At 53.1% G+C, this 15,434-nt stretch carries 16 protein-coding genes; 9 read left to right on the top strand and 7 right to left on the bottom strand.

Annotation, left to right across the window (positions count from 1 at the left end; genetic code table 11):
• Positions 1 to 111: 111 nt before the first annotated feature.
• Positions 112 to 1,152: an ATP-binding protein gene (locus tag AB9F26_RS06750; RefSeq protein ID WP_369767667.1), complete on the bottom strand. Its 1,041-nt coding sequence runs from the start codon at positions 1,150 to 1,152 to the stop codon at positions 112 to 114.
• A gap of 198 nt (positions 1,153 to 1,350) precedes the next feature.
• Between AB9F26_RS06750 and AB9F26_RS06745 the strand changes: the two genes are divergently transcribed.
• Positions 1,351 to 1,734, top strand: a complete 384-nt coding sequence (locus AB9F26_RS06745; protein WP_335585563.1) for a hypothetical protein — start codon at positions 1,351 to 1,353, stop codon at positions 1,732 to 1,734.
• On the opposite strand, the gene AB9F26_RS06740 is transcribed toward AB9F26_RS06745, so the two are convergent.
• Genes AB9F26_RS06740 through AB9F26_RS06725 form a run of 4 tightly spaced genes read right to left on the bottom strand, consistent with a single transcriptional unit; the run spans position 1,727 to position 4,987 of the window.
• Positions 1,727 to 2,923 carry an aminotransferase class I/II-fold pyridoxal phosphate-dependent enzyme gene (locus AB9F26_RS06740; RefSeq protein WP_335585564.1) on the bottom strand — a complete coding sequence of 399 codons (1,197 nt, stop codon included), beginning with the start codon at positions 2,921 to 2,923 and terminating at the stop codon, positions 1,727 to 1,729. The two genes, AB9F26_RS06745 and AB9F26_RS06740, sit on opposite strands and share 8 nt — an antisense overlap.
• An 8-nt stretch (positions 2,924 to 2,931) precedes the next feature.
• Positions 2,932 to 3,453 carry a gamma carbonic anhydrase family protein gene (locus AB9F26_RS06735; RefSeq protein ID WP_335585565.1) on the bottom strand — a complete coding sequence of 174 codons (522 nt, stop codon included), beginning with the start codon at positions 3,451 to 3,453 and terminating at the stop codon, positions 2,932 to 2,934.
• Positions 3,450 to 4,106 carry a guanylate kinase gene (gmk, locus tag AB9F26_RS06730; RefSeq protein ID WP_335585566.1) on the bottom strand — a complete coding sequence of 219 codons (657 nt, stop codon included), beginning with the start codon at positions 4,104 to 4,106 and terminating at the stop codon, positions 3,450 to 3,452. The genes AB9F26_RS06735 and gmk overlap by 4 nt, the downstream gene beginning before the upstream one ends.
• A 2-nt stretch (positions 4,107 to 4,108) precedes the next feature.
• Positions 4,109 to 4,987 carry a YicC/YloC family endoribonuclease gene (locus tag AB9F26_RS06725; RefSeq protein ID WP_369767666.1) on the bottom strand — a complete coding sequence of 293 codons (879 nt, stop codon included), beginning with the start codon at positions 4,985 to 4,987 and terminating at the stop codon, positions 4,109 to 4,111.
• A gap of 176 nt (positions 4,988 to 5,163) precedes the next feature.
• Between AB9F26_RS06725 and AB9F26_RS06720 the strand changes: the two genes are divergently transcribed.
• Complete coding sequence (locus AB9F26_RS06720; RefSeq protein ID WP_369767665.1) at positions 5,164 to 5,877, top strand: PAS domain-containing protein; 714 nt, start codon at positions 5,164 to 5,166, stop codon at positions 5,875 to 5,877.
• Positions 5,878 to 5,999: 122 nt separating this feature from the next.
• On the opposite strand, the gene AB9F26_RS06715 is transcribed toward AB9F26_RS06720, so the two are convergent.
• Positions 6,000 to 7,370, bottom strand: a complete 1,371-nt coding sequence (locus AB9F26_RS06715) for a class II 3-deoxy-7-phosphoheptulonate synthase (RefSeq protein WP_369767664.1) — start codon at positions 7,368 to 7,370, stop codon at positions 6,000 to 6,002.
• A 187-nt stretch (positions 7,371 to 7,557) separates the two neighbouring features.
• On the opposite strand from AB9F26_RS06715, the gene AB9F26_RS06710 reads away from it, so the two are divergent.
• The 7 genes from AB9F26_RS06710 to AB9F26_RS06680 all read left to right on the top strand — a co-directional run bounded on the left by AB9F26_RS06710 (position 7,558) and on the right by AB9F26_RS06680 (position 14,520).
• Positions 7,558 to 8,556 (top strand): GlxA family transcriptional regulator, encoded by a 999-nt coding sequence (locus AB9F26_RS06710; RefSeq protein ID WP_039003425.1) that lies wholly within the window; start codon positions 7,558 to 7,560, stop codon positions 8,554 to 8,556.
• A 199-nt stretch (positions 8,557 to 8,755) separates the two neighbouring features.
• Positions 8,756 to 9,940 carry an ABC transporter substrate-binding protein gene (locus AB9F26_RS06705; protein WP_335585570.1) on the top strand — a complete coding sequence of 395 codons (1,185 nt, stop codon included), beginning with the start codon at positions 8,756 to 8,758 and terminating at the stop codon, positions 9,938 to 9,940.
• Between the two features lie 95 nt (positions 9,941 to 10,035).
• The gene (locus tag AB9F26_RS06700) at positions 10,036 to 10,821 is read left to right on the top strand and encodes an ABC transporter ATP-binding protein (RefSeq protein ID WP_335585571.1); all 786 of its coding nucleotides are present in this window, start codon (positions 10,036 to 10,038) and stop codon (positions 10,819 to 10,821) included.
• Positions 10,818 to 11,531, top strand: a complete 714-nt coding sequence (locus AB9F26_RS06695) for an ABC transporter ATP-binding protein (RefSeq protein ID WP_039003414.1) — start codon at positions 10,818 to 10,820, stop codon at positions 11,529 to 11,531. Before AB9F26_RS06700 ends, AB9F26_RS06695 begins: the two co-directional genes overlap by 4 nt.
• A 2-nt stretch (positions 11,532 to 11,533) precedes the next feature.
• Complete coding sequence (locus tag AB9F26_RS06690) at positions 11,534 to 12,544, top strand: branched-chain amino acid ABC transporter permease (protein ID WP_335585572.1); 1,011 nt, start codon at positions 11,534 to 11,536, stop codon at positions 12,542 to 12,544.
• The gene (locus AB9F26_RS06685; RefSeq protein ID WP_369767663.1) at positions 12,541 to 13,842 is read left to right on the top strand and encodes a branched-chain amino acid ABC transporter permease; all 1,302 of its coding nucleotides are present in this window, start codon (positions 12,541 to 12,543) and stop codon (positions 13,840 to 13,842) included. Before AB9F26_RS06690 ends, AB9F26_RS06685 begins: the two co-directional genes overlap by 4 nt.
• An 84-nt stretch (positions 13,843 to 13,926) precedes the next feature.
• Positions 13,927 to 14,520 carry a nucleotidyltransferase family protein gene (locus AB9F26_RS06680; protein WP_335585574.1) on the top strand — a complete coding sequence of 198 codons (594 nt, stop codon included), beginning with the start codon at positions 13,927 to 13,929 and terminating at the stop codon, positions 14,518 to 14,520.
• 85 nt (positions 14,521 to 14,605) lie between these two features.
• Here the strand turns inward: AB9F26_RS06680 and AB9F26_RS06675 are convergent, their stop codons facing one another.
• Positions 14,606 to 15,340 (bottom strand): Hint domain-containing protein, encoded by a 735-nt coding sequence (locus AB9F26_RS06675; RefSeq protein WP_369755681.1) that lies wholly within the window; start codon positions 15,338 to 15,340, stop codon positions 14,606 to 14,608.
• Positions 15,341 to 15,434 lie beyond the last annotated feature (94 nt).

Genomic DNA, 15,434 nt, shown 5'->3' with positions numbered 1-15,434 from the left:
TGGGCCTTCCTTGTGCAAGACCCTCACCGCGCTGTTTAAGAGCGCTCGTTAATGGTTTTGTGACATGAACGTAACGGTTTTATGACAAGTGACGACCTTTGGCGTGTTTCTCTAAGAAATGGGCAGAATAACGATGAACTGGCTTCCTTTTCCCTCGTCACTTTGAATCCTCAGACGTCCGCGATGGCGATTCACGATGTGTTTTACAATCGCAAGTCCAAGCCCCGTCCCCCCTAATTCGCGGCTGCGATGGCCATCTACACGGTAAAACCGCTCGGTCAGACGTGGCAAATGGTGGCTTTTAATTCCGTCGCCTTCGTCACTAACGGTCGCAAGAACGGCGGGGCCGCGCAGACTGGGTTCAAAAGCGACGCAGGCTAGAGTAATCGTGACAACACCGCCCTTTTTACCATATTTAATGCTGTTTTCGATCAGATTGCTGAACACCTGCTGGAGTTGATCACTGTCCCCCGTCAGGTGAATTGGCTCTGTCGGCATGTCAAAGGCAACCCTTACGTCGGAGGCCTCCGCTAAGGGACGCAGCGCCACAATGACGGCTTCGATGACAGAAGCAATATCGAGTTGCACGTCAGGTCGGATTCGCTCTTGGGATTCTACGCGAGAAAGCGACAGAAGATCCCGCACAAGGCGATTCATGCGGGCGGCTTCTTGATCCATAATCCCAAGGAAACGCTCGCGTGCCACCGAATCGTTCTTTGCCGATCCTCGTAAGGTTTCTATGAACCCTGCGAGGGCTGTGAGCGGAGTTCTCAACTCGTGCGACACATTGGCAACAAAGTCGCGGCGCATTTGACCTGCTTCCTCAAACGAAGAAATGTCTTGAAATGTCAGGAGGACACCCTGCCCCTCGGCCATTTCAACGGGCCGACAAACGACCTCGAAAATAGTCTCATGCGTGGTCGTGGTCTTGACGAATTTGGCGCGCGTTTCACGTGTGTTTTCCACGCACCTTTCAACGCAATCGAGTAAGATAGGTTGACGCAAAGCGGTAATATAATGCCTCCCCTCCAGTCCCGCTCCAAAGAGTTCGACGGCCAGTGGGTTGATAACACGCGCTATATGTTGGGTATCGATTAGCACCGCTGGGAGAGGTACGCCGGCGAGAAGAGCTGCGGAATGTTGGTCTGTCATTTTTGGGTCCTGCGGTCTCGTTGTCGCAACGATGATTCAAGTTTTGTTAAAAGTAAATCTAACGACACCGATTATGCGATTTACCTGTTGAAAGTTTTGCCTATACTTCTTGTTAATCAATGAACTAATTGTGACAAACGGCCATTTAAGCGAGTGAATCTCCATGAATTACGGTGCCAACCTCAGTAAGTTAAGAATGTGACACGAGATAGGTCTGACATCTCCAACAATGAAAAAGAACCCGTAACATTGATTGTCGGGGACGCTGCTGCTTGGCTTTCTGCTGGGCGCAGTTTGCCGGATGATCCGAGTCTGCATTACGTAAGTTTCGACGAAATGTCGCAGCGGTTACTTGAGTCCTTTGAGCCCGATATTATCCTGACCCCGCTTCTGGGACAGGGGTTTGATGCCCTTGATTTGGCTGTCATACTTGAGCAATATAAATACAAAGGCCGTTTTCGTGCGCTATGTCCGAAGCTTCCAAATCCCGATTTGGTGATGCGCGAAATTCAGTCCCTGTGCCCGAGTGTAGATTTTGACCTTTTTGTCGTCGACGACAGTGATCCGCGCCGCCTCAATTGACCTGTGCCGCCGCATGAATGGCCGTTGTGAATTCGTCAATAAGAACGCGAATATCCTCAACACCAACCGACACGCGAAAGAACCCTTCACTCATACCGAGGGCCGCACGCGCCTCTGGCTTCAGCGCCCGATGGGACGAGCTGGCGGGGTGCGAGAGGGTTGTGCCGATATCGCCAAGAGTGGGCGCAAATGCGATGTTTGGGGCCGCTAGAGTCATGGCATTCGCCGCAGCTCGCCCGCCCTCGATCTCGAAACTCACCATGTTTGAGCCATATTCCCCAAGGATTGCCGTGGCGCGATTATGGTCGGGATGGTCCTGTCGTGTAGGATAAAGAACTCGTTTCACATTTGGCAGGGTCGCAAGGTGATCCGCAAGCGCACGGGCGTTTTCTTGGGCGCGGTCAAAACGCAGGTTGAACGAATAAAGGCCCCGCTCCGCCAACCAACAATCAAAGGGGCTCGCCGTAAACCCGAAAGTAACGGACGTGTCGTAAATCTTCTTCTGCAAGGCGGGATCGTGGGCGACGGCATAACCAAGAGTGACATCCGAGTGCCCCGCCAAAAGCTTAGTCACCGAATGCACAACCACATCCGCGCCATGTTCAAACGGGCGATACGCGCGCGGCGTTGTAAAGGTATTGTCGACCACCAAAAGCGCGCCAATCTCTTGCGCGAGGGCGGCAATCCCTTCCATATCGGCAATCCGCAACGTTGGATTCGAGACAACCTCAACAAGGATCATTTTCGTCGCGGGCGTCACGGCCTTGCGCATCGCGGCAACATTTGTGGGATCGGCCAACGTCGCGGTGACCCCAAAACGTGGCATATCTTGCGTCAACATCCGCATGGAACGCCCATAAAGCTGATCCGCGGCGACAACATGATCGCCACTTTGCAATAGGCCCAGCAGCACTGCCGAAACCGCAGACATTCCCGAACTCGTGATAATGCCGCCGCGCACGCCTTCCATCTGGTCGATTTTCTGCGCCAAAACATCGGCGTTCGGGTGGCCTTCGCGGGCATAAGTATAGCCCTTGGCGCGGCCTTCGTATTGGTCGTCCAAACGGTCCGGCGACGGCGACGCATAGACCACTGAGGGCTGGAGCGGCGTGACAACCGCGCGCGAAATTGTCTCGGGCCAAGGGGTGCGGCGCACGAGGTTTTCAGTCGGTGTATTGGAATCAGACATGGAAAATCCTAAATTTCAGTCAAAGTCGCCCGAAATCGGCGCATGTTGTTTTGATAGCTAAGGGCGCTGGCACGCAGCCCCGCAATCGCTTTCTCATCAAGGTCACGGATGATTTTCCCCGGCGCGCCCATCACAAGGCTACCGTCCGGAATCACTTTGCCTTCGGTGATCAAGGCCCCTGCCCCAATCAAACAATTGCGGCCGATTTTAGCCCCGTTCAAAACGATGGCGCCCATGCCGACTAACGTGTTTTCGCCGATGGTACAGCCATGCAACATGGCCTTGTGCCCGATTGTACATCCCGCCCCGATGACCAAAGGAAAGCCCATATCTGTATGTAAAACACAGTTTTCTTGGATATTGCTGCCCTCGCCGAGGGTTATGTCCTCGTTGTCACCGCGCAGTGTCGTGCCAAACCAGACCGATGCCCCCGCGCGGATTATGACTCCGCCGATAATATTTGCATCGGGTGCAATCCAGCTGTCGGGATCAATTTGTGGTGCGCGGTCTGCGAGGGCATAAAGTGTCACGGGCGTTCCTCAAATTCAGTGTTTAGATTGCGTACTAGATCCACCAGCCCAATCTGGCGACTCCGTCGCAAACGTTCGGCGGTGACAATGGCGCGCACGTCGTTTTCGGCCTGATCGACATCGCGATTAACCAAAACGTAATCGTATTCGGCCCAATGGCTTATCTCGTCCTTACTGCGTTTCATGCGGACATCAATCACCTCAGCACTGTCCTGCTCGCGCGCAATTAAGCGCCTTTCAAGCTCGGCAATGGACGGGGGCAGCACGAAAATCGACACCACATCCTCGGCGCGAACCGAATTGCGGACCTGCTGACCACCCTGCCAATCAATATCAAACAAAACATCGCGACCAGATTGCAAAGCGGCAATCACGGGAGCCTTGGGGGAGCCGTAGAAATTGTCAAAGACCTGTGCATGTTCAAGCATTTCGTTATTTGCAACAGAGGCTTGGAAGTCATCCTTCGAGTGAAAATAATACTCGCGGCCATGTTCTTCGCCCGCGCGTGGTGCGCGTGTTGTTGCAGAAACGGAGAACTTAATCGACGAATCCCATGCCATCAATCGTTTCGAAAGCGTTGATTTTCCGGCACCCGAAGGGGACGACAGGATAATCAGGATTCCACGGCGGTCTTTAGCGAGATCTTCGGTCATGTTTACTCCACGTTCTGTACTTGCTCGCGCATCTGATCGATGACAGCCTTCAGGTCAAGCCCGATCCGCGTGAGGGACACCGCTTGGGCCTTGGCGCACAGCGTATTTGCCTCGCGGTTAAATTCCTGTGACAGGAAATCGAGCTTGCGGCCAATAGGTTGATCGGAGGCCAAAAGATCGCGCGCCGCCCCGACATGGGCGTGAAGGCGGTCAATTTCTTCGGTCACATCGGCCTTAACAGCCAACATCGCGAGTTCTTGTGCCACGCGATCGGGCTCCGCGCCATCTACATTGTTGAGGATATGGCGCAAATTCTCGGTCAAAGTCGTGGCAACCACATCTTTGCGTTTTTCGGCTTCGGTGGCGGCGGCAATCGTCAGGGCTTCGATGCGATCCATCTGTTCAGAAAGCACTTTAAGCAATGCCTCCCCTTCAACGGCCCGCATTTGCGCGAAACTTTCGAGCACAGTATCAAAGTCAGTCAGAATCACTGCCTTTAATTCTTCGGGATTATCGGCCTCTTTCGTGACCTCTTGCACGCCTTTCTGGGTTAACAGATCCAGCGCCGAAACCCCCGAAAGGGTTAATTTTTGTGCCGCGGCCACCGCTTCAACCGCCTGAACAGCCAAGATCACGCGTTCGAGCACCTCTTGGTTTATGGTTAATTCGGATGGCGAAGCAATTCGATTTAGTTTCAGGGATATCTGAATGGATCCGCGTGAAAACCTTGATGAAGTTTTGGCCTTAACTTCTTGTTCTAGGCCATTAATCCAGTCCGGAACTCTTGGGCGAACATCAAGCCCTCGGGCATTGACGCCTCGCATGTCCCATGTCCATTCGTATAGGCCTACACCCCCCGTTTGGGCAGAAAAGCTCGTCATTGAGTTAACCATATTTACTGAATTCTCTCCCAAATCGGGTCAAAGGGGCTATATTAACTTTTGAGTAATCATTGCGGACATAAGGTTAACAGAGGCCACCGCATGGAACAATAACCCCAGTTTGTCACAAAGCAATTTGTTTGGATGATGGGACGTTTTGTAAAAGGTGTAGTGGTATGAAAATGAGATCAGAAAATAACGTTATTAGGCTTAAGGAGTTTCAACGGACCGTGTCTTTTCCAGCCATAAACGAAGTTGTAGCCTATTGGGAAGGTCTGCGCGGGGGACGACCCGTGCCAATGCGCAGCGAAGTCAATCCACGCGGCATTGAAAGTGCCCTCTCGAATGCGTTTATTCTTGAACGGATCGCGCCGGGCATGGCGCGTTTTCGCCTTGCGGGTGCGCATCTTTCTGATCTTATGGGGATGGAAGTGCGCGGTATGCCGTTCACATCTTTTTTCACACCAGACGCGCGCAAAGAGGTTGGAGCAGCGCTGGAAGCCGTCTTTCAAAGCCCTGAAATCGTTGAGATTATGGTGACTGCGGATACGGGGATTGGCAAACCTGACCTGCACGGAAAAGTTGTTCTGCTGCCGTTAAAAAGTGACTTGGGAGATATTACCCGCGCGCTTGGCTGTTTTGTGACCGAGGGTGAAATCGGTCGGTCGCCACGACGCTTTGGGGTTACGGACCGCAAGGTCACCCAAATTGCGACCGCCCTTGTGACACCTCCTTCCGCGCGGGAAAAAACCGCCGAAATGGAGGTCACTCAACCCAGTTTCACAAGCGACGTTATTCCCGGTTTTGAAGAGGCGAAGTCCACCTTCGCTGCCGCGCCAAAAGAGGATGTCGGGCGTCCAAATCTGCGCCTTATTTCCTTTGACGACTGAGTATGTCTACAATGGCTGCCCTAAAATGCCTTGCAATTTTGCGAGACTATTTGGAGATTTAACACGTAAAAAAGCCCCGCATTCAAAACGAGTGCGAGGCTTTTCTTTTTACTTTTAAGCGCTTAGCTTGCTTTCGCGGCCGCCAGTTTGCTGCTGCGTTCCGCAAGTTTTTCGGACACAAGAAACGCAAGTTCCAAAGACTGGCTCGCGTTTAGACGTGGATCACAAGCGGTGTGGTAACGATCCGAAAGGTCCTCGTCCGTTACCGCGCGCACACCACCGGTACATTCGGTCACGTCTTGGCCCGTCATTTCGAAATGCACGCCACCTGGAACAGTGCCAGAAGCCTCGTGAATGGCAAAGAATTCCTGCACTTCGCGCAGAACGCTTTCAAACGGACGGGTTTTATAGCCCGTGGTCGATTTGATCGTGTTGCCATGCATCGGATCACAGGTCCAAAGCACATTGGCGCCCTCTTCCTCAACCGTTTTGATCAAACGCGGCAAGTGATCGCCAACGCTGCCTGCCCCGAAACGCGCGATGAGGGTCAAACGGCCCGCTTCGTTTTTCGGGTTCAGTTTTTCCATCAATACTTTGAGGTCTTCGGCAGTTGTGGTCGGGCCACATTTCAAACCAATCGGGTTTTGAACCCCGCGACAGAATTCAACATGCGCCCCGTCAGGTTGACGGGTGCGATCGCCGATCCAGATCATGTGACCAGAGCCCGCAATCGGCAAGCCTGTGGTCGAATCGATCCGGCAAAGCGCTTCTTCATATTCAAGAAGCAGCCCCTCGTGGGAGGTATAAAAGTCCACCGAATGCAGCGTATGCGCGGTTTCTGTGGTGATGCCAGCAGCGCGCATGAAGTCCAAAGCGTCGGTGATACGGGCCGCCAAATCACGATAGCGTGCAGCGTTATCCGCCTCGGTAAAGCCCAAAGTCCATGCGTGCACTTGATGCATATCCGCATAGCCGCCTTGGCTAAAGGCCCGCACCAAATTCAAGGTCGCTGCAGCCTGAGTATAGGCCTGCAACATCTTGTTCGGGTTCGGAATTCGCGCTTCTGCCGTGAACGGTAGATCGTTGATGATATCGCCACGGTAGCTTGGCAATTCGACGCCATTAATCGTTTCAGTTGGGGCGGAACGAGGCTTGGCGAATTGCCCAGCCATCCGGCCCACCTTCACAACCGGCACTTTCGCGCCGTAGGTCAACACCATCGCCATTTGCAACATCACTTTGAATGTGTCGCGAATACCGTCCGCCGAGAATTGCTCAAAGCTTTCGGCACAATCGCCGCCTTGCAGCAAAAACGCCTCTCCACGGCTCGCGGCTGCCAATTGATGTTTCAAGGTGCGCACTTCGCCAGCAAAGACGAGTGGTGGATATTTCGCCAGCTGGGCCTCCGCAGCCTCCAGCGCGGCCTGATCCGTATACTCGGGCATCTGAATCCGTGGTTTTGCACGCCAGTCAGATTTTTGCCAATTTGTCATCGTCTTTGCTCCAAAAAAGTAAGGTGAAACAGTTATGGCGGCCTGAATTGGAAATGCCAACAGGCCAAAGCCCCCGAAAACCGCAAAATAGGACATTTTTTATGCTCAAGGGGTGCCTCTATGCTTGCGTCGCTCAATTAAAGCTGTTTCGGTCGAGGATGCTTTTTATGTGCGGTGTTAGATGACAATGAGTCGCCAAGGAGAAATAATCGAAACAAAGGACGCGAAACCACGCCGTTTCGTGTTCGTTTTGATGAACGAATTTACAATGATGTGCTTTGCCAGTGCGGTTGAAGCCCTTCGGATTGCAAATCGTATGGCGGACAAAAATCTCTACGAATGGCGCGTTGTTAGTGTGGACGGGCAGCCTGTCATCAGCTCTGCGGGCGTTGTTTTCAAGGTTGATGCCGGACTTGAGGATCTTTGCCGTGACGACTCGGTTATGTTGTGTGGTGGATTGAATATTCGCGCGGCAAGCTCGCCAAAACTGGTTAATTGGATCCGCAAGGAAAGTCGGCGTGGCTCTTCCGTGACGGGTTTGTGCACGGCGGCCTATACGATGGCAAAAGCGGGGTTATTGGACGGGAAGCGGGCGACGATCCACTGGGAACACCACGATGGGCTGGTTGAAGATTTCCCAGATATCGCTGTTTTGAATTCGGTTTTTGTTGTTGACGGTAAAATGATCACCACGGCGGGCGGCACCAGTTCGATTGATCTCATGCTAAAATTTATTGCCGATGGGCACGGCGAACATTTGGCGAATGCGGTCGCGGACCAGCTTATCTATACCTCAATCCGCACCGAAAAAGATTCGCCGCGCCTGTCTATTCCTAGTCGAATTGGGGTGCGGCACTTGAAGCTGTCCAACGTCATCCAGACTATGGAACTCAACCTCGAAGACCCCATAAGTCCCGCCGTTTTGGCCAAAGATGTCGGTATGAGCACGCGCCAACTGGAACGTTTATTCCAACGCTATCTCAACCGGTCTCCCAAGCGATTTTACATGGAAATTCGCCTGCAAAAAGCGCGTAACCTGTTGATGCAAACAGATATGAGCGTGATCAATGTGGCCCTTGCAAGTGGGTTTTCCTCGCCCAGTCATTTCTCAAAATGCTATCGCGCACAATACGCCACGACGCCCTACCGAGAACGCGGCGTGAAGGCCGAGCTGCCTGCGACCTAGTTTTTTCGCGATCTGAAATTATTACGGGCATGTTGTGGATCGTTGAGTCTGAGATTCCGTCTTGAGAAACCCCTATTATTATGACTATTTCCTGAATTTTGGCAAAAAAACAGGATATTTCTCTTCCCTATTTAGAAATGGGTGAATAACCTCACTCTATTAACTGGGCGAACGATCCAGTCCAATAAGGGAGAATAATATGAAAAAACTACTGATGGCGACAACCGCTGCTGTACTCGTAGGTGCTGGTGCATCTGCTGAAGAAATTAAACTCGGCGTGTTCCTTGGTTTCACAGGTCCAATCGAATCCATGGTTGCAGAGATGGGCCCCGCGGCCGAACTTGCAATCAAAGAAGTTTCAGACTCCGGTCTCTTGCTTGATGGCACAACCGTTATTGGCGTGCGCGGCGACACGACTTGTATCGACGCTGGCGCGGCCACGGCTGCTGCAGAACGTTTGATCACAAGTGAAGGCGTAAAAGCTCTCATCGGTGGTGACTGTTCTGGTGTAACCGGCGCGGCTCTTGCCAACGTTGCGGTTCCAAACGGGATCGTTATGGTTTCCCCTTCCGCCACATCCCCTGGCTTGTCCACAGCTGAAGACAACGGTCTTTTCTTCCGCACGTCGCCTTCTGACGCGCGCCAAGGCGTTGTAATGACAAACGTTATTATGGATCGCGGCATCAACGAAGTAGCGGTGACCTATACCAACAATGACTATGGTAAAGGTCTTGCGGATGCGTTCGCAGCTGCCTTTGAAGAAGCTGGCGGCACAGTAACAATCAACACAGCCCACGAAGATGGCAAAGCTGACTATTCTGCTGAGGTTGGTGCTTTGGCATCCGCTGGCGGTGCGGCGCTTGTGATCGCGGGTTATGTTGACCAAGGCGGTTCCGGTATCATCCAAGCGGCCATGGACACGGGCGCGTTCGACACATTCGTCTTCCCTGACGGCATGGTTTCGGACACGTTGATCAAAAACTTTGGCTCCAAAATCAACGGCTCTTTCGGTCAACACCCAGGCACAGACAGCCCAGGTGCAGCAGTTATGCAGGAACTTGGCGCGGCAAACGGCTTTGACGGCACGGGCGCTTTCGCTGGCGAAAGCTATGACGCGGCAGCTTTGATCTTGTTGGCGATGCAATCCGCAGGCTCCACGGAATCTGCTGATTTCAAAGACCACATCTTGACGGTTGCCAATGCTCCAGGCGAAAAAATCTACCCTGGTGAATTGGGCAAAGCGTTGGAAATTCTCGCTGCTGGCGGCGAGATTGATTATGTAGGTGCCTCCGCTGTTGAACTCATCGGACCAGGCGAAAGCGCTGGTAACTACCGTGAAATCGAGATCAAAGACGGCGCAATCACAACTGCAAAATACCGTTAATCACGTCTAGAAACTATGAACAGCTCGGATTGATTTCCGAGCTGTTTCAACATGATGCCGCCCATTCTTAAGGTGCGACACAGATGGGGATATATATGATTGAGGTGAAAGATCTGCGCAAGCAGTTCGGGGGCTTTCATGCTGTGGACGGTGCAAGTCTGTCGATAAACGAAGGGTCGATCACGGGGCTCATTGGACCGAACGGCGCCGGAAAAACAACACTTTTCAATGTTATAGCGGGTGTTCTTCCACCAACGTCTGGCCAAGTGACGATGGGGGGCGAAGACATAACCGGGCTACCGCCGCACGAATTATTCGAAAAAGGCCTGCTGCGAACCTTCCAAATCGCGCATGAATTCTCGTCGATGACCGTCCGAGAAAACCTAATGATGGTTCCGGGCGCTCAATCGGGCGAAAGCCTTTGGAACACGTGGTTTCATCGCGGCCAGATCGCACAAGAGGAAGCGGCCACCCTTAAGAAGGCCGACGAAGTCCTTGAATTCCTTACCATTGATCATTTGAAAAACGAAAAAGCGGGCAACCTCTCTGGCGGCCAAAAAAAGCTCCTTGAGCTTGGTCGCACGATGATGGTGGACGCGAAAATCGTGTTTCTCGACGAAGTGGGCGCGGGTGTCAACCGCACGCTCCTCAATACCATTGGCGATGCGATCATCCGCCTCAACAAAGAGCGCGGCTATACCTTTGTGGTTATTGAGCACGACATGGATTTCATCGCGCGTCTTTGTGAGCCGGTGATCTGTATGGCCGAGGGCAAGGTTTTGGCGCAAGGCACGTTGGACGAGATAAAAGCCAACGAGCATGTGATCGAAGCCTACCTCGGGACGGGCCTTAAAAATAAGACTGTGGGGGCCAAAAAATGAGTGAACCATACTTAAATGCCGCTGGAATGACGGGCGGGTACGGCACGGGTGCCGATATTCTGCATGACTGTACGTTGACCGTGAATAAGGGCGAAATCGTTGTGATTGTGGGGCCAAATGGCGCTGGAAAATCCACCGCGATGAAGGCCGTTTTCGGGATGCTCAATATTCACACGGGCTCTGTTACCCTTGACGGGCAGGACATTACAAGTATGTCACCGCAGGCGCGGGTCAGCATTGGCATGGGGTTTGTTCCGCAAACCCAGAACGTTTTTACCTCAATGACCGTTGAGGAAAACCTAGAAATGGGCGCGTTTATTCGCCACGATGACTTCCGTGAGACGATGGAACAGGTCTATGAGCTGTTCCCCATTCTGCGCGATAAGCGCAATCAATCGGCCGGTGAACTTTCGGGTGGGCAACGCCAACAGGTGGCTGTTGGACGCGCATTGATGACGAAACCCAAGCTTTTGATGCTCGATGAGCCAACTGCGGGTGTGTCACCGATTGTGATGGACGAGCTGTTTGATCGCATCATTGAGGTTGCCAGAACGGGCATTTCCATCCTGATGGTGGAACAGAATGCGCGCCAAGCTCTTGAAATCGCGGACAAAGGATATGTCCTCGTGCAAGGCCGCAATCGCTTCACCGACACGGGACAGGCGCTGCTTGCTGATCCTGAAGTCCGCAAATCATTCTTGGGGGGCTGAATATGGATATTCTAAACGCACTCGTCGCGCTGGCAAATTATGTCTTGGTGCCAGCCGTTGCCTATGGCAGTCAACTTGCGCTTGGCGCTCTTGGGGTGACCCTCATTTACGGTATTCTGCGCTTCTCAAACTTCGCCCATGGCGACACGATGGCCTTCGGGACCATGGCGACCATCCTGTTTACGTGGTGGTTTCAATCGATGGGGATTAGTTTTGGCCCCCTGCCAACGGCGCTTCTCGCCCTGCCCTTTGGTATCGCGGTCTCGGCCCTGTTCCTGTTGGGAACGGATCGCGTGGTCTATAGGTTCTATCGCAAACAAAAGGCCGCGCCGGTGATCCTTGTGATTGTGTCGCTTGGGGTGATGTTTGTGATGAATGGTGTCGTGCGCTTTATCATTGGCACCGATGATCAACGCTTCGCCGATGGCGCTCGTTTCATCATTTCCGCAAGTGATTTCAAAGAGATGACGGGCCTTGAAGAGGGTTTGGCGATCAGAGTGTCCCAAGGGATAACCTTGGTCACCGCCATCATTGTTGTGGCTTTGTTGTTCTATTTCCTTAACAAAACGCGCACCGGAAAATCCATGCGCGCCTTTAGTGACAACGAAGACCTCGCGCTTTTGTCTGGGATCAATCCAGAACGGGTGGTGATGGTGACATGGATCATCGTGGCCGCCCTCGCAACGATCGCGGGTGTGCTCTATGGTCTTGATAAGTCCTTCAAACCTTTCACTTATTTCCAACTCCTCTTGCCAATTTTCGCCAGTGCGATTGTCGGCGGACTTGGTAATCCGATTGGGGCCATCGCGGGCGGTTTTGTCATCGCGTTTTCGGAAGTGACAGTGACCTATGCCTTTAAAAAGGTGCTCGGGCATCTTCTTCCGGACAGTCTTGCGCCGGATGGATTGGTGCAACTTCTCTCAACCGATTACAAATTTGCCGTCAGCTTCGTGATCCTCATCATTGTCCTCCTGTTTCGTCCAACGGGTTTGTTTAAAGGGAAATCGGTATGAAACATTCCATGCGTGCCCCCGCCCTCACCCTTGTTGTTGCGATTTTAATCATCGGGACAGGATTTTTCCAAAGCTGGAACTCCGCGCTTGGCATTCTCAATATGGGGATCATTTCGGCGATTATGGCGCTTGGGGTGAACCTGCAATGGGGGTTTGCCGGCCTGTTTAACGTCGGGATTATGGGGTTTGTGGCCCTCGGCGGATTGGCCACGGTGCTGATCGCAACCCCTGCGACCAAAGACGCATGGCAAGCGGGCGGCATTGGTATTATCGCCGCCCTTATCCTCGGTGCGATGACGATTATCGCCACCATTTACGCCAACAAAAACCTTCCCAAGGGGAAATACCGCATCTTGGGTGTCTCTTCGATCCTCGTCATCGGGTTCTTTGTGTTTCGGGCTGTTTTCGATCCTGCAGTCTCCTCAATTGAGGCGATCAACCCTGCGGTGACGGGCAATATCGGTGGGTTAAACTTGCCTGTGTTACTGGCTTGGCCTGCGGGTGGTGTTCTGGCGGCCGGTGTTGCTTGGCTGATCGGGAAAACCGCACTTGGGTTGCGCTCCGACTATCTTGCGATTGCCACTTTGGGGATTGCGGAAATTGTCATCGCGATAATGAAAAACGAAGACTGGCTGGCGCGGGGCGTGAAAAACGTCATCGGTATTCCACGGCCCGTGGCCTATGAAGTGGACCTGCAGGTCAACGCGGGTTTCATCGAAGGTGCTGCCAAATTGGGCCTCGATCCGGTCACGGCATCGACGCTTTATGTGAAGCTCAGCTATAGTATCCTGTTCACAGCCGTCCTTGTTTTACTACTTGTTTTGGCGCAATTGGCGCTTCATTCGCCATGGGGTCGCATGATGCGGTCTATCCGTGACAATGAGGTCGCCGCCGAAGCAATGGGCAAGAATGTTACCAAGCGGCATCTGCAAATCTTCGTGCTTGGCTCGGCCATTTGCGGTATCGCAGGCGCCATGATGGTGACGTTGGACTCGCAATTGACGCCCAGTTCCTACCAACCCTTGCGCTTCACTTTCCTGATTTGGGTGATGGTAATTGTGGGCGGTTCGGGCAACAATTATGGCGCTGTTTTGGGCGGTTTCTTGATTTGGTTTCTGTGGGTTCAAGTGGAACCTGCGGGCAACTTCATCATGGAGACGATCACGTCGGGCATGTCCGATGGCGACCTGAAATCACATCTTATCGCCAGTGCGGCGCATATGCGCTTGATGACGATGGGGATTGTCCTCCTGTTGGTCCTCAGGTTTAGTCCGCGTGGTTTGGTTCCCGAAACCTAGACCACAGCAAAAAGAACAAGAAACAAGCCCGAAGCCCCGTGTTTCGGGCTTGTTGTTTTTGAAGCGCTACGACAAGGTTCCCGCATGAATAATTTCGCCATTCTCATTCCCGCCGCCGGTTCGTCTACCCGTATGAAGGGGCGCGATAAGCTCCTTGAGGACGTTGGCGGCGAGCCCCTTTTGCGCCGCGTGGTTAAACGAGCGATTGCAACGGGCGCGCAGGTTTTTGTGACGCTTCCTGTTGGATCGCCCCGCCTTGAGGTGCTTGCCGATCTTGCCGCGACCACTGTTTTGGTTGCCGATCCTGAAATGGGAATGTCCGCAAGCTTTCGCGCGATTGCGCCGAAACTCGCGAAATCGATCAAAGCCCTGCTGGTCGCCCTGCCCGACATGCCGGAGATCACCGGCCAAGACATGGCGCTCTTGTTGTCGGCTTACGCAATGTTTCCCGACACGCCGATTTTGCGTGCGGCAACGCCAGACGGCACGGCAGGCCATCCTGTGGTTTTGCCACAATGGACCTTCAAAGACTTGCCGAAGCTTCAAGGCGATATGGGACCACGCGACATTCTGAAAAAACACGCCGATAAAGTCGCGCTCATCCCGCTTACAGATGATCGCGCAATTTTGGACCTCGATACCCCTGCGGATTGGGCGAAATGGCGTGCCCGCGCCTAAAGCAAAACCCGCGCTGATTTCTCAGAGCGGGTTAAGGCTGCATAAACTTTGGGTCGCCTCAGTCTGGCAGGACCGAGGCGGGCACTCAGCGCACGAGCAGTTGCGCCTCATGTTTCACAAGTGTTTTACGGGCCGACGGGTACGCGTCAAGGCCTTCTGATGTTTTCAATTCAGGGAAAATCTCAAGAATTTCCGTGCGTTGCGCATTGCCGATGCCTTCCAAGGATTTATCCCCTGGTTGGAAACTTTCTGTCCATGCGCCATTGCCCAAGACAACTTCGTGGTTGTCGAACATGAAGTGGATATAGGTCATTCCAGCAGTTGCGACCGCCGTAATCCCCTTGTTGTTTACAATGTGTTTTGCCGAGGCAAGCACTTCGCGCTCCTCGAAATATAGCGCCGTTTGGTCATTGGCGACCAGCATCCGGTGATTGGGCGAAACCAGCATATCACGCTCTGGAAGGCCGTTGCCCATCGCGCCCGCGCGGATCAAAACAGGTCGCAAATGCACGTTGTTTGTCAGGGCACGTTCATCGAGATATTTCTTCCCGAACCAACGGATTTCTTGAATGCCATTGTCGCGCGTAATCACCTTGTCTCCCACAACAAGGTCCTCAACCAAACGCTCCCCACGAGGCGTTGCGATGACCGTCCCAGGCGTGAAACACGGAACAACTTCGTCCATGTTTGTAAATTCAACCGTCCCAATGGAATTCCCAAAACGGTCAAAGGTTTCGACCGAGCCGGAGGCTTCAGATTGCGTTTGTGGCGTTAAAATAGTTGAATCTTGTTGGTCGAATGTAAGCAGTTTACTCGGCATGATCTTCTCCTATGAACGCTCTGTAAGGGGCCGCAGCAGCCTGGCTCCAGAGTGTTCGGCAGTTTCCTTTGGGTTCGCTCCAGACACCGGATAG

The organism is Falsihalocynthiibacter sp. BN13B15 (genome assembly GCF_041205415.1).
GTDB classification, from domain to species: Bacteria; Pseudomonadota; Alphaproteobacteria; order Rhodobacterales; family Rhodobacteraceae; genus Falsihalocynthiibacter; species Falsihalocynthiibacter arcticus.
This window is presented reverse-complemented; position numbering and strand designations above follow the sequence as displayed.